At 72.0% G+C, this 16,367-nt stretch carries 15 protein-coding genes; 6 read left to right on the top strand and 9 right to left on the bottom strand.

The genetic code is table 11. The features are described from left to right. Positions 1-2: 2 nt before the first annotated feature. Together ACZ8ZB_RS08450 and ACZ8ZB_RS08445 are read left to right on the top strand one after the other, a co-directional pair. Entirely contained in the window at positions 3-1,370 is a 1,368-nt protein-coding gene (locus tag ACZ8ZB_RS08450; protein WP_470737079.1) for a carbohydrate ABC transporter permease, read from the top strand. Continuing rightward, on the top strand, positions 1,367-2,206 hold the full coding sequence (locus ACZ8ZB_RS08445; RefSeq protein ID WP_470737078.1) for a carbohydrate ABC transporter permease: 840 nt from the start codon (positions 1,367-1,369) through the stop codon (positions 2,204-2,206). Before ACZ8ZB_RS08450 ends, ACZ8ZB_RS08445 begins: the two co-directional genes overlap by 4 nt. A gap of 91 nt (positions 2,207-2,297) precedes the next feature. Here the strand turns inward: ACZ8ZB_RS08445 and pgl are convergent, their stop codons facing one another. Genes pgl through tkt form a run of 5 tightly spaced genes read right to left on the bottom strand, consistent with a single transcriptional unit; the run spans position 2,298 to position 8,897 of the window. Then, positions 2,298-3,083, bottom strand: coding sequence for a 6-phosphogluconolactonase (gene pgl / locus ACZ8ZB_RS08440; RefSeq protein ID WP_470737077.1), 786 nt, complete (start codon positions 3,081-3,083; stop codon positions 2,298-2,300). Then, the gene (opcA, locus tag ACZ8ZB_RS08435; RefSeq protein ID WP_470737076.1) at positions 3,080-4,132 is read right to left on the bottom strand and encodes a glucose-6-phosphate dehydrogenase assembly protein OpcA; all 1,053 of its coding nucleotides are present in this window, start codon (positions 4,130-4,132) and stop codon (positions 3,080-3,082) included. Before opcA ends, pgl begins: the two co-directional genes overlap by 4 nt. Continuing rightward, positions 4,129-5,652 (bottom strand): glucose-6-phosphate dehydrogenase, encoded by a 1,524-nt coding sequence (gene zwf, locus ACZ8ZB_RS08430; protein WP_470737075.1) that lies wholly within the window; start codon positions 5,650-5,652, stop codon positions 4,129-4,131. Before zwf ends, opcA begins: the two co-directional genes overlap by 4 nt. A 4-nt stretch (positions 5,653-5,656) precedes the next feature. Next, positions 5,657-6,775: a transaldolase gene (gene tal, locus ACZ8ZB_RS08425; RefSeq protein WP_470737074.1), complete on the bottom strand. Its 1,119-nt coding sequence runs from the start codon at positions 6,773-6,775 to the stop codon at positions 5,657-5,659. A 34-nt stretch (positions 6,776-6,809) separates the two neighbouring features. Further along, positions 6,810-8,897 carry a transketolase gene (gene tkt, locus ACZ8ZB_RS08420; protein ID WP_470737073.1) on the bottom strand — a complete coding sequence of 696 codons (2,088 nt, stop codon included), beginning with the start codon at positions 8,895-8,897 and terminating at the stop codon, positions 6,810-6,812. Positions 8,898-9,238: 341 nt separating this feature from the next. On the opposite strand from tkt, the gene ACZ8ZB_RS08415 reads away from it, so the two are divergent. The 4 genes from ACZ8ZB_RS08415 to ACZ8ZB_RS08400 all read left to right on the top strand — a co-directional run bounded on the left by ACZ8ZB_RS08415 (position 9,239) and on the right by ACZ8ZB_RS08400 (position 12,610). Continuing rightward, positions 9,239-10,192, top strand: coding sequence for a heme o synthase (locus tag ACZ8ZB_RS08415; protein WP_470737072.1), 954 nt, complete (start codon positions 9,239-9,241; stop codon positions 10,190-10,192). 93 nt (positions 10,193-10,285) lie between these two features. Continuing rightward, a complete protein-coding gene (locus ACZ8ZB_RS08410; RefSeq protein WP_470737071.1) occupies positions 10,286-10,618 on the top strand; it encodes a hypothetical protein in 333 nt (110 codons plus the stop codon). A 140-nt stretch (positions 10,619-10,758) separates the two neighbouring features. Continuing rightward, positions 10,759-11,856, top strand: a complete 1,098-nt coding sequence (locus ACZ8ZB_RS08405) for an amidohydrolase family protein (protein ID WP_470737070.1) — start codon at positions 10,759-10,761, stop codon at positions 11,854-11,856. Positions 11,857-11,875: 19 nt separating this feature from the next. Beyond that, positions 11,876-12,610: a nucleotidyltransferase domain-containing protein gene (locus ACZ8ZB_RS08400; RefSeq protein ID WP_470737069.1), complete on the top strand. Its 735-nt coding sequence runs from the start codon at positions 11,876-11,878 to the stop codon at positions 12,608-12,610. On the opposite strand, the gene ACZ8ZB_RS08395 is transcribed toward ACZ8ZB_RS08400, so the two are convergent. The 4 genes from ACZ8ZB_RS08395 to ACZ8ZB_RS08380 all read right to left on the bottom strand — a co-directional run bounded on the left by ACZ8ZB_RS08395 (position 12,568) and on the right by ACZ8ZB_RS08380 (position 16,365). After that, the gene (locus tag ACZ8ZB_RS08395; RefSeq protein ID WP_470737068.1) at positions 12,568-13,596 is read right to left on the bottom strand and encodes a COX15/CtaA family protein; all 1,029 of its coding nucleotides are present in this window, start codon (positions 13,594-13,596) and stop codon (positions 12,568-12,570) included. The genes ACZ8ZB_RS08400 and ACZ8ZB_RS08395 overlap by 43 nt on opposite strands. A gap of 53 nt (positions 13,597-13,649) precedes the next feature. Next, on the bottom strand, positions 13,650-14,420 hold the full coding sequence (locus ACZ8ZB_RS08390) for an ABC transporter permease (protein ID WP_470737067.1): 771 nt from the start codon (positions 14,418-14,420) through the stop codon (positions 13,650-13,652). A gap of 180 nt (positions 14,421-14,600) precedes the next feature. Beyond that, positions 14,601-15,524: an ABC transporter ATP-binding protein gene (locus ACZ8ZB_RS08385; protein ID WP_470737066.1), complete on the bottom strand. Its 924-nt coding sequence runs from the start codon at positions 15,522-15,524 to the stop codon at positions 14,601-14,603. A gap of 31 nt (positions 15,525-15,555) precedes the next feature. Beyond that, positions 15,556-16,365: an AAC(3) family N-acetyltransferase gene (locus tag ACZ8ZB_RS08380; protein ID WP_470737065.1), complete on the bottom strand. Its 810-nt coding sequence runs from the start codon at positions 16,363-16,365 to the stop codon at positions 15,556-15,558. Positions 16,366-16,367 lie beyond the last annotated feature (2 nt).

Here is a 16,367-nt window from a genome sequence, read left to right as displayed (position 1 = left end):
CCATGACCGCCACACTGGTGAAAGAGGCGAGCCCTCCGGCGCCCGCGCACCCCGACGGCGCACGCGGCCGGCGCCTGCGCCGGCGGGGACGGGTCATCGCCCTGCTGTTCGTGTTCCCCGCGCTGCTCCTGCTGGGCGCGCTGGTCGTGTACCCGGTGCTGTTCTCCGTCGGCCGCAGCTTCTTCGACGCCTCCGGCACCGCGTTCGTGGGCGGCGACAACTACGCCGAGATGTTCCGCGACCCGACCACCCTCAAGGCCATCCGGAACACCGCGATCTGGGTGGTCGTGGCGCCGACGCTGCTGACCGGGCTCGGGCTGATCCTGGCCGTCCTGGTGGAGAAGGTCCGCTGGGCCACCGCCTTCAAGCTGCTGCTGTTCATGCCGATGGCCGTCTCCTTCCTCGCCGCCGGCATCGTCTTCCGGCTCGCCTACGACGACGACCCGGACAAGGGCGTCCTCAACGCGGCCGTCGTCTCCGTGCACGACGCCTTCGAGGGGAGCTCCTCCTACCCGACCGCCCGGGCACGGGACGGCGAAGGACTGACCGAGCAGGCGGACGGGTCCTACGTCACCGGCGCGGAGGTGTCGCCCGGGGGGACGACCGCGGCGCTGGGACTGGTCGGGGTCGCTCCCAAGGACCTGCCGGGGGACGCCGAACCCGCCTTTGCCGCGGCGGCGGGGAAGGCCGGCGCCGAGGAGGTGCGCGGTGTGGTGTACCTCGACTTCACGCCCGGCGGGGGAGGGGAGCCGGGAGTGGTCGACCGGGAGGAGAGCGGACTGCCCGGAGTCACGGTCGAGGCGGTGCGCGGCGGGGAGACGGCCGCCCGTACGACCACGGCCGCCGACGGCTCGTTCCGTCTCACCGGGCTGGAGGGCGGCTCGTACGCCTTGAAGCTGCCCTCCTCCAACTTCGCCGCGTCCTACGACGGCGTCTCCTGGCTCGGCCCGGCGCTCGTCACGCCCGCGATCATCGGGGCGTACCTGTGGATCTGGACCGGGTTCGCGATGGTGCTGATCGGGGCGGGGCTGTCCACCCTGCCCCGGGACGCGCTGGAGGCGGCGCGGATGGACGGCGCGAACGAGTGGCAGATCTTCCGGCGCATCACGGTGCCGCTGCTGGCGCCCGTGCTCACCGTCGTCTTCGTGACCCTGGTGATCAACGTGATGAAGGTCTTCGACCTCGTGTACATCATCGCGCCCGGGCCCGTGCAGGAGGACGCGACCGTACTCGCGACGCAGATGTGGCTGGTGTCGTTCGGCGGCGGCAACAACCAGGGACTGGGCAGCGCGCTGGGCGTGCTGCTGCTGCTCCTGGTCGTCCCGGCCATGGTGTTCAACGTCCGCCGTTTCCGAAGGAGTGAGCGATGAGCGCGGTGCGGCGTGTGCTGGGCAACGCGGTGGCGCAGGCCTTTCTGGTGGTCGTCGGACTGGTGTGGATGACCCCGCTGGCCGGTCTGTTCCTGTCCTCGCTGCGGTCCGCCGAGGACACGGCGGAGGGCGGCTGGTGGACCGTGTTCACCAGCCCGGGACAACTGTCCTTCGACAACTACTCGGCGCTGCTGGAGAACTCGGGCATCACCCAGGCGTTCTGGAACACCGTGCTGATCTCGGTGCCGACGACCGTGCTGGTGGTGGTGGTCGCCGCGCTCGCCGGATACGCCTTCGCCTGGCTGGACTTCCCGGGGCGGGAGCCCGTGTTCCTGGTCGTGGTGGCGCTGTTGGTGGTGCCCGTGCAGATCGGGCTGCTGCCGGTCGCCAAACTCTTCGGCGAGCTGGGACTGTTCGGGACCATTCCGGGCGTCGTGCTGTTCCACGTGGCGTACGGGCTGCCGTTCGCGGTGTTCCTGCTGCGGAACTACTTCGCCGAGATGCCGAAGGAGATGCTGGAGGCCGCGCGGATGGACGGGGGGAGCGAGTGGCGGATCTTCACCCGGCTGGTGCTGCCGGTGGGGCGGCCGGCGATCGCGAGTCTCGCGATCTTCCAGTTCCTGTGGGTGTGGAACGACATGCTGGTGGCGTTGTTGTTCGCGGACAGCTCGTCGCAGCCGTTGACCGTGCAACTGCAGTCGCAGATCCGGCAGTTCGGGAGCAACATCGATGTGCTGGCGCCGGGGGCGTTCCTGTCGCTGGTGGTGCCGGTGGTCGTGTTCTTCGCGTTCCAGCGGCACTTCGTGCAGGGGGTCATGGCGGGGTCGGTGAAGTAGGGGGCGGGGCGGAGGGTTCTCGCCCCTCCGCCCCTTCCCTTCCCGTCCCCGGGCCCCATGGACCTCGTCCTCGAACGCCGGACGGGCTGATTCAGGCCGATGCCGCTGGATACAGCTCTCGTGGCAGCCGTGAAGCCGCCGCCTTGTCCAGGAGCCACAGCGTGCGGGTGCGGCCGCGGGCGCCCGCTGCCGGGGCCTGGATCTCGCCCGCGCCCGAGAGCGCGATCTCCGCCGCTTCCGCCTTGTCCTCGCCCGCCGCCAGGAGCCAGACCTCCCGGGCCGCGCGGATCGCGGGGAGGGTCAGGGTGACGCGGGTCGGCGGGGGCTTCGGGGCGCCGTGGACGCCCACCACCGTGCGTTCCGTCTCGCGGACCGCCGGGAGTTCCGGGAAGAGGGACGCCACGTGCGTGTCCGGGCCGACGCCCAGCATCAGGACGTCGAAGGCCGGGACCGGGCCGTGGTCCGAGGGGTCCGCCGCGGCGGCCAGTTCCTCGGCGTAGGCCGCCGCCGCCGCGTCCACGTCCGTGCCGTGCGGGCCGTCCGACGCGGGCATGGCGTGCACGCGCTTCGGGTCCAGCGGCACCGAGTCGAGCAGTGCCTCACGGGCCTGGGTGACATTGCGCTCCGGATCGCCCTCCGGCAGGAACCGCTCGTCGCCCCACCACAGGTCGAGGCGGGCCCAGTCGATCGCGTCCCGAGCCGGGGCCGCGGCCAGCGCGGCCAGCAGGCCGTTGCCGTTGCGTCCGCCGGTCAGGACCACGGACGCCGAGCCCCGCGAGGCCTGCGCGTCCACGATCCTCGTGATCAGCCGGGCCGCCGCGGCCTGCGCCATCAGCTCCTTGTCCCGGTGCACGACCAGCTGCGGCGTCGTACTCACTTCGCCGCCGCCTTCTTCACCGGGGCCTGCGCCGTCGCCCGGGACGCGGGAGCTTTCGCAGCCGACTCGACGGGAGCGGGGACCGCTTCCCGTCCTCCTTTGGCCGGAGCGTCGGTCCTTCCCGACGACTTCAGGCGTGCCACGCCGTAGCGCAGCGCCGACGCGTAGGTGTCGTCCGGATCGAGGCGGCGCAGCTCCTCCGCGATCAGCTCCGCCGTGTCGCGGCGCTTCAGCGCCACCGCACGCTTCGGCTGCCCCTGGATGGACAGCGTCGCCAGCGAACCGTCGGCGCGGTCCAGCACGATCGGCCCGCAGTCGGTGTCCATGCGGACCGCCGTGAGCCCCGGACCGCTGGAGTGCGAGCGCTTGACGGGGACGTCCAGCCGGTCCGCGAGCCACATCGCCAGCAGCTCGCAGCTCGGGTTGAACTCCTCGCCCTCCACCTCGACGCCCTGCACCTCGCAGGCGATCTGGTCCAGCGCCGCGGCCAGCATCGAACGCCAGGGCGTGATGCGGGTCCACGACAGGTCCGTGTCGCCGGGGGTGTAGGCGTCGGCGCGGGCGGCGAGCTCCTCCACCGGCTTCTCGCAGGCGTAGGTGTCGGTCACCCTGCGCTGGGCCAGCGCCCCCAGCGGGTCCTTCGCCGGGTCCAGCGGGGCGTTCACCGGCCACCACACCACCACCGGGGCGTCCGGCAGCAGCAGCGGCAGCACCACCGACTGGGCGTGGTCGACGACCTCGCCGTACAGGCGGAGGATGACGGTCTCGCCGGTGCCGGCGTCCGCGCCGACCCGCACCTCGGCGTCGAGGCGGGACTGGGTGCGGTCCCGGGGCGAACGGGAGACGCGCTTGATGACGACCAGGGTGCGCGAGGGATGCTCGCGCGAGGCGTCGCCGGCCGCCTTCAGCGCGTCGTAGGCGTTCTCCTCGTCCGTGACGATGACCAGGGTGAGCACCATGCCGACGGCCGGTGTGCCGATGGCCCGGCGGGCCTGCACCAGCGCCTTGTTGATCTTACTGGCCGTGGTGTCCGTGAGGTCTGTCTTCATGGCCGGCGCCAGCTCCGTCCGTCTCGCTCGAGCATTTCGTCCGCCTCGACGGGTCCCCACGTCCCGGCCGGGTACTGGGCCGGCCTGCCGTTCTCGTCCCAGTACTCCTCGATCGGGTCGAGGATCTTCCAGGACAGCTCGACCTCCTCCGTGCGCGGGAAGAGGTTGGAGTCGCCCAGCAGGACGTCCAGGATCAGGCGCTCGTACGCCTCCGGGCTGGACTCGGTGAACGACTCGCCGTAGGCGAAGTCCATCGACACGTCCCGGATCTCCATCGACGTGCCCGGCACCTTGGAACCGAACCGGACCGTGACGCCCTCGTCCGGCTGGACGCGGATGACGATCGCGTTGGAGCCGAGCTCCTCGGTGGCCGTCGTGTCGAAGGGGGAGTGCGGAGCCCGCTGGAAGACCACCGCGATCTCGGTGACCCGGCGGCCGAGCCGCTTGCCGGTGCGCAGGTAGAAGGGGACGCCCGCCCAGCGGCGGTTGTCGATGCCCAGCTTGATCGCGGCGTAGGTGTCGGTCTTCGAGGAGGCGTCGATGCCGTCCTCCTCCAGGTACCCGACCGCCTTCGCGCCGCCCTGCCAGCCGGCCGCGTACTGCCCGCGCACGGTGTCCCGGCCCAGGTCCTTCGGCAGCCGCACCGCGCCGAGCACCTTGGTCTTCTCCGCGGCCAGCGCGTCCGCGTCGAAGGAGGCCGGCTCCTCCATCGCGGTCAGCGCGAGCAGCTGCAGGAGGTGGTTCTGGATGACGTCACGGGCGGCGCCGATGCCGTCGTAGTAGCCGGCCCGGCCGCCGATGCCGATGTCCTCGGCCATGGTGATCTGGACGTGGTCGACGAACGACCGGTTCCATATCGGCTCGAACATCGTGTTGGCGAAACGCAGCGCCAGGATGTTCTGGACCGTCTCCTTGCCCAGGTAGTGGTCGATGCGGAAGACCTGGTCCGGGGCGAAGACCTCGTGGACGATCGCGTTCAGTTCCTCGGCCGACCTCAGGTCGTGCCCGAACGGCTTCTCGATCACCGCGCGCCGCCAGGAGCCGTTCCGCTGGTCGGCCAGCCCGTGCTTCTTCAGCTGCTGGATGACCACCGGGAAGGAACGCGGCGGCACCGACAGGTAGAAGGCGAAGTTGCCGCCCGTGCCCTGCGCCTTGTCCAGCTCCTCGATCGTGTCGCGCAGCCGCTCGAAGGACTCGTCGTCGTCGAAGGTGCCCTGCACGAAGCGCATGCCCTGGACGAGCTGCTGCCAGACCTCCTCGCGGAAGGGGGTGCGGGCGTGCTCCTTGACCGCGTCGTGGACCTCCTGGGCGAAATCCTCGTCCGCCCATTCGCGGCGGGCGAACCCCACCAGCGAGAAGCCCGGCGGCAGCAGACCCCGGTTGGCGAGGTCGTACACGGCCGGCATCAGCTTCTTGCGCGACAGGTCGCCCGTGACGCCGAAGATGACCAGGCCCGACGGCCCCGCGATGCGCGGGAGCCGTCGGTCCGCAGGGTCACGCAGCGGGTTGCTGCTCGACAAGGTCTCAGCCCTCCGAGGGGGCGAGGCGCTGCAGTTCCGCCTCGGTCGACTTCAGCAGGTCGTTCCAGGAGCCTTCGAACTTGTCGACGCCCTCGTCCTCCAGGAGCCGCACCACCTCGTCGTACGAGATGCCGAGCGCCTCGACCGCGTCCAGGTCGGCGCGGGCCTGCTCGTAGGTGCCGCTGACGGCGTCGCCCCGGATCTCGCCCTGCTCCTCGGTGGCGAACAGGGTCGCCTCCGGCATGGTGTTCACCGTGTTCGGCGCCACCAGCTCGTCGACGTACATCGTGGCCTTGTACGCCTTGTCCTTCACACCGGTCGACGCCCACAGCGGACGCTGCTTGTTGGCGCCCTCGCGCTCCAGGGCGTTCCAGCGGTCGGACGAGAAGACCTCCTCGTACGCCTGGTAGGCCAGCCGTGCGTTGGCGATGGCGGCCTTGCCGCGCAGCGCCCTGGCCTCGTCGGTGCCGAGCGCGTCGATCCGCTTGTCGATCTCGGTGTCCACGCGGGACACGAAGAAGGACGCCACGGAGTGGATCTCCGACAGGTCCAGGCCGCGCTCCTTGGCCTTCTCCAGACCGGTCAGGAACGCGTCCATGACCTTGCGGTAGCGCTCCAGGGAGAAGATCAGCGTGACGTTGACGCTGATCCCCAGGCCGATGACCTCGGCGATCGCCGGGATGCCGGCCTCGGTCGCCGGGATCTTGATCAGCGTGTTGGGCCGGTCCACCAGCCACGCCAGCTGCTTGGCCTCGGCGACCGTCGCGCGGGTGTCGTGCGCCAGCCGCGGGTCGACCTCGATCGAGACCCGGCCGTCACGGCCGTCGGTGGCGTCGAAGACCGGGCGCAGGATGTCGGCGGCGTCGCGGACGTCCGCCGTGGTGATCATGCGGATGGCCTCCTCGACGGTGACCTTGCGGGCGGCCAGGTCGGCCAGCTGCGTGTCGTAGCCGTCGCCCTCGGAGATCGCCTTCTGGAAGATCGTCGGGTTGGTGGTGACGCCCACGACGTGCTGCTGATCCATCAGTTCGGCGAGGTTGCCGGACGTGATCCGCTTGCGCGACAGGTCGTCCAGCCAGATCGCGACGCCTTCCTCGGAAAGGCGCTTCAGTGCGTCTGTCATGGAAATTCCATCTCCTAGGTGTCGTATGTGGGCGTCAGCGCCGGGCTGCGGCGAGAGATTCCCGGGCGACGGCGGCGACGTTCTCGGCGGTGAAGCCGAACTCCTCGAACAGCACCTTGCCGTCGGCGGAGGCACCGAAGTGCTCCAGGGAGACGATGCGGCCGGCGTCCCCGACGTACTTGTGCCAGGTGAGGCCGATGCCCGCCTCGACGGCCACGCGTGCCTTGACGGACGGCGGCAGGACGCTGTCCCGGTACCCCTGGTCCTGCTCCTCGAACCACTCCACCGACGGCATGGACACCACGCGCGTCGGCACGCCGTCGGCCTGCAGCCGCTCGCGCGCCCCGACGGCGACGTGCACCTCGGAGCCGGTCGCGATGAGGACGACCTGGGCGTCGCCGCCCTCCGCGTCGAACAGGACGTAGCCGCCCTTCGCCGCGTCCTCGTTGGGCTCGTACGTCGGCACGCCCTGGCGGGTCAGCGCCAGACCGTGCGGGGCGCCCTTGCCGAACTCCTTCGTCCAGCGGGTGAGGATCTCCCGCCAGGCGATCGCGGTCTCGTTCGCGTCCGCCGGGCGGACCACGTTGAGGCCGGGGATGGCGCGCAGCGAGGCCAGGTGCTCGACCGGCTGGTGCGTGGGGCCGTCCTCGCCCAGACCGATGGAGTCGTGCGTCCACACGTACGTCACCGGCAGGTGCATCAGCGCCGACAGCCGCACCGCGTTGCGCATGTAGTCGGAGAACACCAGGAAGGTGCCGCCGTAGACGCGGGTGTTGCCGTGCAGCGCGATGCCGTTCATCTCGGCGGCCATGGCGTGCTCACGGATGCCGAAGTGGATCGTGCGCCCGTACGGGTCCGCCTCGGGCAGCGGGTTGCCGACCGGGAGGAACGAGGACGTCTTGTCGATCGTGGTGTTGTTGGAGCCCGCCAGGTCGGCCGAGCCGCCCCACAGCTCCGGGATCACCGCGCCGAGCGCCTGCAGCACCTTGCCGGACGCGGCACGGGTGGCCACGCCCTTGCCCGGCTCGAAGACCGGGATGACGTCCTGCCAGCCCTCGGGCAGCTCACCGGCGGCGATCCGGTCGTAGTCGGCGGCGCGGCCGGGGTTGTTGTCCCGCCACTGCTGGAAGGACTTCTCCCACACCGCACGGGCCGCCTGGCCCCGCTCCAGCGCCTTGCGGGTGTGGCCGATGACCTCGTCGGAGACCTCGAAGCTCTGCTCCGGGTCGAAGCCGAGGACGCGCTTGGTGGCGGCGACCTCGTCCTCGCCGAGCGCCGAGCCGTGCGCGGCCTCGGTGTTCTGCGCGTTGGGGGCGGGCCAGGCGATGATCGACCGCATGGCGATGAAGGACGGCCTGTCCGTGACCTTCTTCGCCTCCTGGATCGCGTCGTAGATCGCGTGCGGGTCCAGGTCGCCGTCCGGCTTCGGGGCCACGCGCTGCACGTGCCAGCCGTAGGCCTCGTACCGCTTGACGACGTCCTCGGAGACGGCCGTCTCGGTGTCGCCCTCGATGGAGATGTGGTTGTCGTCCCACAGCAGCACCAGGTTGCCCAGCTTCTGGTGGCCCGCGAGGGAGGACGCCTCGGCGGAGATGCCCTCCTGGAGGCAGCCGTCGCCGGCGATGCAGTAGACGAAGTGGTCGAAGGGCGACTCGCCCGCGGCGGCCTCCGGGTCGAACAGACCGCGCTCGTAGCGCGCGGCCATCGCCATGCCCACGGCGTTGGCGACGCCCTGGCCCAGCGGGCCGGTCGTGGTCTCCACGCCCGTGGTGTGCCCGTACTCCGGGTGGCCCGGCGTCTTCGAGCCCCAGGTGCGGAACGCCTTCAGGTCGTCCAGCTCCAGGCCGAAGCCGGCCAGGTACAGCTGGGTGTAGAGGGTCAGGGACGAATGACCGGCGGACAGGACGAAACGGTCCCGTCCGACCCAGTCGGCGTCCGCCGGGTCGTGCCGCATCACCTTCTGGAAGAGGGTGTAGGCGGCGGGCGCCAAACTCATCGCCGTACCCGGATGGCCGTTACCGACCTTCTGTACGGCATCGGCGGCCAGGACGCGGGCGGTGTCGACGGCCCGCTGGTCCAACTCGGTCCACTCGAGGTCTGTGGTGGTCGGCTTGATGCTCACCCTGAGTCAGGGCTCCTCTCCACATGTCGGATGCCGGTGACGACCCACCGGCGAGGTCGAGCCTACCCCCGTAGGACGTGCCTCCTTCCGGGTCGTTCCAGAGTGCGGGCACTCCCTTGGATCCGCCTCCTGACCGGTCCGTTCCCCCCGTTCGGCAGATGAATGCGGAGCCGCTCATCCGGGTGCTCAATCGAGCTCCGGGGCGCACCTGGGAGAGCGCCGCCCAACACGACCCGACCCCCGCGAATGTCCGGGTCTGGGCAACGTCTACAGTGGCGTGGTACGCGCGAGCCTTTACCGCCACTTCATCCAGGGAGGCTTGCTGGGATGTCTCTGTAGGGGTGTGCGTGACGGCCGTTGAATCCCGTCCAGCGGGGATGCTGGGGACCAGTCGGAGCCCTGCCCATCGGCCGTTCGGGGCCCGTGTGATGGCATTCGTGGCTCTCACCAAGCCGCGGATCATCGAGCTGCTGCTCATCACCACCGTCCCGGTGATGTTCCTGGCGCAGCAGGGCGTGCCCGATCTGACGCTGGTGCTGCTGACCTGCGTCGGCGGCTACCTGTCCGCGGGCGGCGCGAACGCGCTCAACATGTACATCGACCGCGACATCGACGCGCTGATGGACCGCACCTCGCAGCGTCCGCTGGTGACCGGCATGGTCAGCCCGCGCGAGTGCCTGGCCTTCGGCGTCACCCTGGCGGTCGTCTCGACCCTGCTCTTCGGGCTGACCGTCAACTGGCTGTCCGCGTGGCTCTCCCTCGGCGCGCTCCTCTTCTACGTCGTCGTCTACACGATGATCCTCAAGCGGCGCACGGCGCAGAACATCGTGTGGGGCGGCATCGCCGGCTGCATGCCGGTGCTGATCGGCTGGTCCGCGGTCACCAACTCGATGTCGTGGGCGCCGGTCGTCCTCTTCCTCGTCATCTTCTTCTGGACGCCGCCGCACTACTGGCCGCTCTCCATGAAGGTCAAGGACGACTACGCGCGCGTCGGCGTGCCGATGCTGCCGGTCATCGCCGGCAACAAGGCGGTCGCCAAGCAGATCGTGCTCTACAGCTGGGTCATGGTCGCGGTGTCGCTGCTGCTCACCCCGCTCGGCTACACCGGCTGGTTCTACACGGCGGTCGCCCTGGCGGCGGGCGGCTGGTGGCTGTGGGAGGCACACGCGCTGCTGAACCGCGCGAAGGCCGAGGTGACGGGCGGCAAGCTGAAGGAGATGCGCCTGTTCCACTGGTCCATCACCTATGTGTCGCTGCTCTTCGTGGCCGTCGCGGTGGACCCGTTCCTGCGGTAACCGCTCCTCACGCGCCGATCGGGCGGGGTACGTGGTCAAGGCCACGGACCCCGCCCGTCGCCGTTCGACCTACCCGTCGGTAGCATCCTGGTCATGGCAGACACGCAGCAGGTGGACCCGAAGGCAGAGCGGAAGGCGGCCCGGCTCGCCAAGCAGATCAGCGGCTTCGCCACGGCACACGGCGGCGCCGAGGGCCAGGTCGCGTACCTCGGACAGCGCGGCGCCCGCATCGTCCTCGTCGGCGGGGACGGCGACTGGGGCGACGTCTTCGCCCCGACCGTGGAGATCGCCGAGAAGGCCGTCGAGAAGGCGGGCATCACCGTCCACGAGAACTTCGACGGCGAGTTCGCGGCGAAGGTGCGGACGGGCCCGTACGAGTGGAGCCGCATGGCGGGGATCCAGGTCGGCGGCCCGTCCAACGGCTGAGCGGCAGCAGGACCGGGGGCGGCCGGCCCGGGGGCGAGCGGCCGCGGACGGCCCGCGCCCGGCGAACGCGCCACCTCTTCGGGGGTTCACCCGTTAGGACCTGTGAAGCATCGACACGGTCCCGTCCCGGGGAGCTCCGGATGATCGACACACCCTCACTCGTGGACCAGTACTGCCACGGGGTGCTCCGCACGGAGCTGGGCCTCGGCACCTTCGAGGCCCAGCTCGCCCGCACCGAGGGACCGCCCGCCCCCGGCACCACCCTCTTCGACACCCAGACCGGCTTCGCCGTACGCCGCTGGTGCCCGCCCCTGCTCGGTCTGGAACCGCACTGCCCGCCCGCCCGCTACCTGGCCCGGCGCCGGGAACTCGGCGTGCTCGAGGCCGGGCGGCGACTGCTGCGGGGCAGCGGCATCACCGCCTACCTCGTCGACACCGGGCTGCCCGGCGACCTCACAGGACCCACCGAGCTGGGCATGGCAGGTGACGCCGAGGCCCATGAGATCGTCCGCCTCGAACAGCTCGCCGAACAGGTCGCCGACACCTCCGGCACCGTCGAGTCCTTCCTCGCCAACCTCGCCGAGTCGGTGCACACGGCCGCCGCGCACGCCGTCGCCTTCACCTCCGTCGCCGACGTGCGGCACAGCCCGGCGCTCGCCCCCGAGCCGCCCGGACCGGGCGAGGTGCGCGGCGCGGCGGGGCGCTGGCTGGCCGCACGCCGGGTCGGGGACGGACCGAGCGACCCCGTGCTCCTGCGGCACCTGCTGTGGACCGCCGTCGCCTCGGGCCGGCCCCTCCAGCTGCACGCCGGTCTCGCCGCCCCGGGCACCCGCGCCGATCCCGCCCTGCTGACCGACTTCGTCCGGGCCACCGCCGGCCTCGGCACCGACCTCGTGCTGCTGCACGGCTACCCGTACCACCGCCACGCCGCCCACCTCGCCGGTGTCTTCCCGCACGTCTACGCCGACTGCGGCGCCGCCCTGGTCCGCACCGGCGCCCGCGCCGCGACCGTCCTCGCGGAGGTCCTGGAGCTCGCCCCCTTCGGCAAGGTCCTCTTCTCCAGCGGCGCCCGCGGCCTGCCCGAGCTGCACGTCGTCGGCGCCCACCTGTTCCGTGAGGCCCTCGCCCGGGTGCTCGGCGCCTGGGTGGCCGAGGGCGCGTGGTCACCGGACGACGCCCAGCGGGTGGCCGGCCTGATCGCCTCGGGGAACGCGGGCCGGGTGTACGGACTCGCCTGAGGCGGGAAGACCGGTTCGTATGCAGACCGACGCACTGCTCGACCGCTTCCTCGCCGGCCTGGCGCCGCTCGCCCCCGTCGCCGTGTGGGCGCACGGCTCACTGGCCGGCGGGGACTACCGGGAGGGCCGCAGCGACCTGGACCTGATCACCGTCCTGGACCACCCGGTCACGGCCCGGACGGTGTGGCGCGTCGCGCTGCTGCACGCACGGCTGCGGGACGCGCCGCTCGCCGACCGGCTGCACTGCACCTACCTGACGCCACGGACCGCGGCGGACGCCGGGCGGCGCCACCTCACCTGGGCGCACGAGGAGCTCTTCAGGCGCCCGGTCACCCCGGTCACCCGCACCGAGCTGCACGCCTTCGGCCGGGTCCTGCACGGGGCGTCGCCCGCGGACGTACTGCCACCGGTGCCGGACGGCGAGCTCGCCGACTTCGTGGTGCGCGACCAGCGCGACTTCTGGCGGCCGGCGGTGGACCGGGCCGCCGTCTGGCGGCAGGACGTGTGGGTCGACCTGGGCCTGCTGACCTTCGCCCGCGCCACCGTCACCCTGCGCGAGGGCCGCCTGATCACCAAGCGGGAGGCCCTGGACGCCCTGCCCGGCCTCGGCGCCCCCGGCGAGGTCGTCGAGGACGTCCGAAGGCGGCGCTACGACGATCCCGCGCCGCCCGCCGAGGAGTGGACCGTACGCCGCGCCCGGCTGACCCGGGACTACCTGGGGCCGGCGATCGACGCGCTGGTGGCGGGCTCCTGAGCGGCGGGCACGGCCGCGGCCGGAGCCGTCGCCTCCGGCCGCTCGCGCAGCGACAGCAGGACGCGGATCACCCAGATCCACATCACGCAGGAGCCGAACATGTGCAGGCCGACCAGGACCTCGGGGAGGTCGGTGAAGTACTGGACGTAGCCGATGGCGCCCTGGGCGAGCAGGATCAGGAACAGCTCGCGGGTGCGTGCCAGCGGGCCCCGGGGGGCGTCGACCGCCTTCAGGACGAACCACAGGGCGAACGTCAGCGTCACCACGATCCACGCCAGTACGGCGTGCAGCTTGCTGACCGCCTCCCAGTCGAGCGGCATCCGCGGGACGTCGCTGGAGTCACCCGCGTGCGGGCCCGCGCCGGTCACCACCGTGCCGACCGCGATCAGCAGCACGGAGGCGGCCACCATGGACCACACCAACTGCCGCACGGCCTTGCCGACCAGCGGCCGGGGCTCCGCGTCGCCCTCCCGGGCGCGCTGCCACATCACCGTGGCGATGGCGATCAGCGCGGTGGAGAGCAGGAAGTGCGCCGCGACCGTGTACGGGTTCAGGCCGACGAGGACCACGATGCCGCCGAGGATCGCGTTGCCCATGACGACCCAGAACTGCGCCCACCCCAGCAGGGTGAGGCTGCGCCGGTACGGCTTCTCGGAGCGCGCGGCGATGATCGCCCAGCCGACCGCGGCGCACAGCACGTAGGTCAGCAGGCGGTTGCCGAACTCGATGGCGCCGTGCAGGCCCATCTCGCTGGTCGAGGTGAGCGAGTCCTCGGTGCACTTGGGCCAGGTCGGGCAGCCCAGGCCGGAGCCGGTCAGCCGCACCGCACCACCGGTGACCACGATGACCACCGCCATGACGAGCGCGGCGAGGGCCGCCCGCCGGACGGTCCGGGGATCCGGGGTCCAGCGTGCGGCGATGAAGGCGAGCGGGTTGCGCAGGGCCGCCTGGGCGTCGGCGCGGGTCACGTTTGGCACGCGTCCCATCGTAGGACGCCGCTTGTGCACGCTTTCACGAGGGTCCCTCCCGGACATGCCGCCTACTCCCAGCGGAAGAGCTTCCCGGCCGCCGCGAGACCCGCGGCCGCCCACACGGCGAGGATCGCGAGGTTCCCCCACGGCATCCCGGCCCCGTGCTGGAGCACGTCCCGCAGCCCCTCCGACAGCGCGGAGATCGGCAGCAGGCCCAGGACGTCCTGCGCCGCGTCGGGGAACTCGTCCAGCGGTACGACCACCCCGCCGCCGACGAGCAGCAGCAGGAACACCAGGTTGGCGGCGGCGAGCGTCGCCTCGGCCCTGAGGGTGCCCGCCATCAGCAGGCCGAGCCCGGAGAAGGCGGCCGTGCCCAGCGCCAGCAGCAGGAGCACGGAGACGGGGTCGCCCTGCGGCGACCAGCCGAGCGCGAGGGCGATCACCGTCACCAGGGTCACCTGGAGGACCTCGGTGACCAGCACCGACAGCGTCTTCGCGGCCATCAGTCCCCAGCGCGGCAGCGGTGACGAGGCCAGCCGTTTCAGCACGCCGTAGCGGCGCTCGAAGCCGGTGGCGATGGCCTGCCCGGTGAACGCCGTCGACATCACCGCGAGCGCGAGGACGCCGGGGGCGAGGAAGTCCACCGCCTCGCCCTCACCGGTGTCCACGACGTCCACGGTGCTGAAGAGCACCAGCAGCAGCGTGGGGATGATCACCGTCAGCAGCAACTGCTCGCCGTTGCGCAGCAGCATCTTCGTCTCGAGCGCCGCCTGCGCGGCGATCATGCGCGTCAGGGGAGCGGCCCCGGGCTTCGGGGTGTGGGCGCCGGTGGCCGTCATGAGCGCAACTCCTTGCCGGTGAGCTCGAGGCTGTGTCTTCCCGGGGGGCGACCCCCGGGCCCCTGGCCGGTCCTGGTCCGGGCCGCGGTCATGAGCGCAACTCCTTGCCGGTGAGCTCGAGGCTGTGTCTTCCCGGGGGGCGACCCCCGGGCCCCTGGCCGGTCCTGGTCCGGGCCGCGGTCATGAGCGCAACTCCTTGCCGGTGAGCTCGAGGAAGACGTCTTCGAGGGTGTGCCGTTCCACCGAGATCCGGTCCGGCATCACCCCGTGCTGCGCGCACCAGGACGTCACCGTGGCGAGCAGCTGCGGGTCGACCTCGCCGACGATCCGGTAGGAACCCGGGGCCACCTCGGCGCCCGAGGAGCCGGCGGGCAGCGCCTTCAGCAGGGACGCCACGTCCAGCCCCGGCCGCCCGGAGAAGCGGAGCGTGTTCTCGGCGCCGCCCCGGCACAGCTCCTCGGGGGAGCCCTGGGCGATCACCCGGCCGGCGTCGATGATCGCCACGTCGTCGGCGAGCTGTTCGGCCTCGTCCATGTAGTGGGTGGTGAGGATGACGGAGACGCCGTCCGCGCGCAGGTCCCGGACCAGGTCCCAGGTGGCGCGGCGGGCCTGCGGGTCGAGACCGGCGGTCGGTTCGTCCAGGAACACCAGCTCCGGGCGCCCCACCACGGCCATCGCGAGCGCGAGCCGCTGCTGCTGGCCGCCGGAGAGCCGCCGGTACGAGGTGCGGCCGCAGGAGCCGAGCCCCAGCCGCTCGATCAGGGCGTCCACGTCCAGCGGATGCGCGTGCAGCCTGGCCATGTGCCGCAGCATCTCGTCGGCCCGTGCGCCCGAGTAGACGCCGCCGGACTGGAGCATCACGCCGACGCGGGGCCGCAGCTCCGCCGACTGCCTCACCGGGTCGAGGCCCAGGACGCGCACCGTGCCGGAGTCCGGCCGCCGGTACCCCTCGCAGGTCTCGACCGTGGTCGTCTTGCCCGCCCCGTTGGGGCCGAGCACGGCGGTCACGCCCTGCCGGGCCACCAGGTGGAGGCCGTCCACCGCGGTCTTCGTGCCGTACCGCTTCACCAGGGCCTGCACCTGGACCACGGGCTCACTTCGCATGGGTCACGAGTCTAGGGAGACGGCCGGGGGCTCAGACCACGGGGTGCGGGAACTCCTCGCAGGGCCGGTGCACCGGCAGCCAGCGCTCGGCGTAGGCCACCGCGGCCGCCAGCGGGAACAGCCGCGCCCCGGCCGCCCCGACCCGGCCGCGCACGACGGGACGGTCCCGTTCGAAGTCGTGCCCCAGCTCGTCGAAGCGCTCGGAGGTGATCACCACCTCGGTCACCGTCTCCCAGCCGTCCGGACCGGGGCGGCCCACCGCCACGCGCTGGGACGGGACGCGGTACTCGGCGAGGTGGAAGGCTGTGCAGGTGTCGTATCCGGCGCCGAGCAGCAGCACCCGCGCGCCGAGCCGCTCCAGCACGGCCAGCGGGCTCCTCTCGCCCAGGCGGCAGTCGGGCGCGTGCCCCGCCGTGATCTCCGCCGCGCGGGCGCCGACGGCCGCGAACGACGTCTGGGGGTGGGCGCTGCGCCGGGCTCCCGGCCAGGTCCGCACGGTCTCCGGTATCACCCCCACCCCGCGCGAGGGCGTGGTGAGCGGGTCGTAGGCGGGCATCGTGGCCCGGATGGTCCCCCACCACTCCTCGGGCACCGGCGGCGCCTGCCACAGCGCCGGGTCGGAGAGGTCCGCGGACTGGGTGGGGACCACCAGCGTGCCGTCCGGACCCAGCGCGTCCAGCAGCGCCCGGACGACCGTGACCGGGCCGCCGTTGACCCAGCCCAGGGAGCTGAGCGAGGTGTGCGCGAGGAGGGTCTCGCCGGGCCGCACACCGAGCGCGCGCAGCTGCGCGGTGAGGGTGCCGTGCGTGACGAGAGGGCCGGTCGGAAGGGGTGCGGGCATGG

The sequence above is a fragment of the Streptomyces sp. 12E genome (assembly GCF_055633275.1).
Note: the sequence above shows the minus strand (reverse complement) of the source record. Positions and strands in the feature narration are given on the sequence as shown.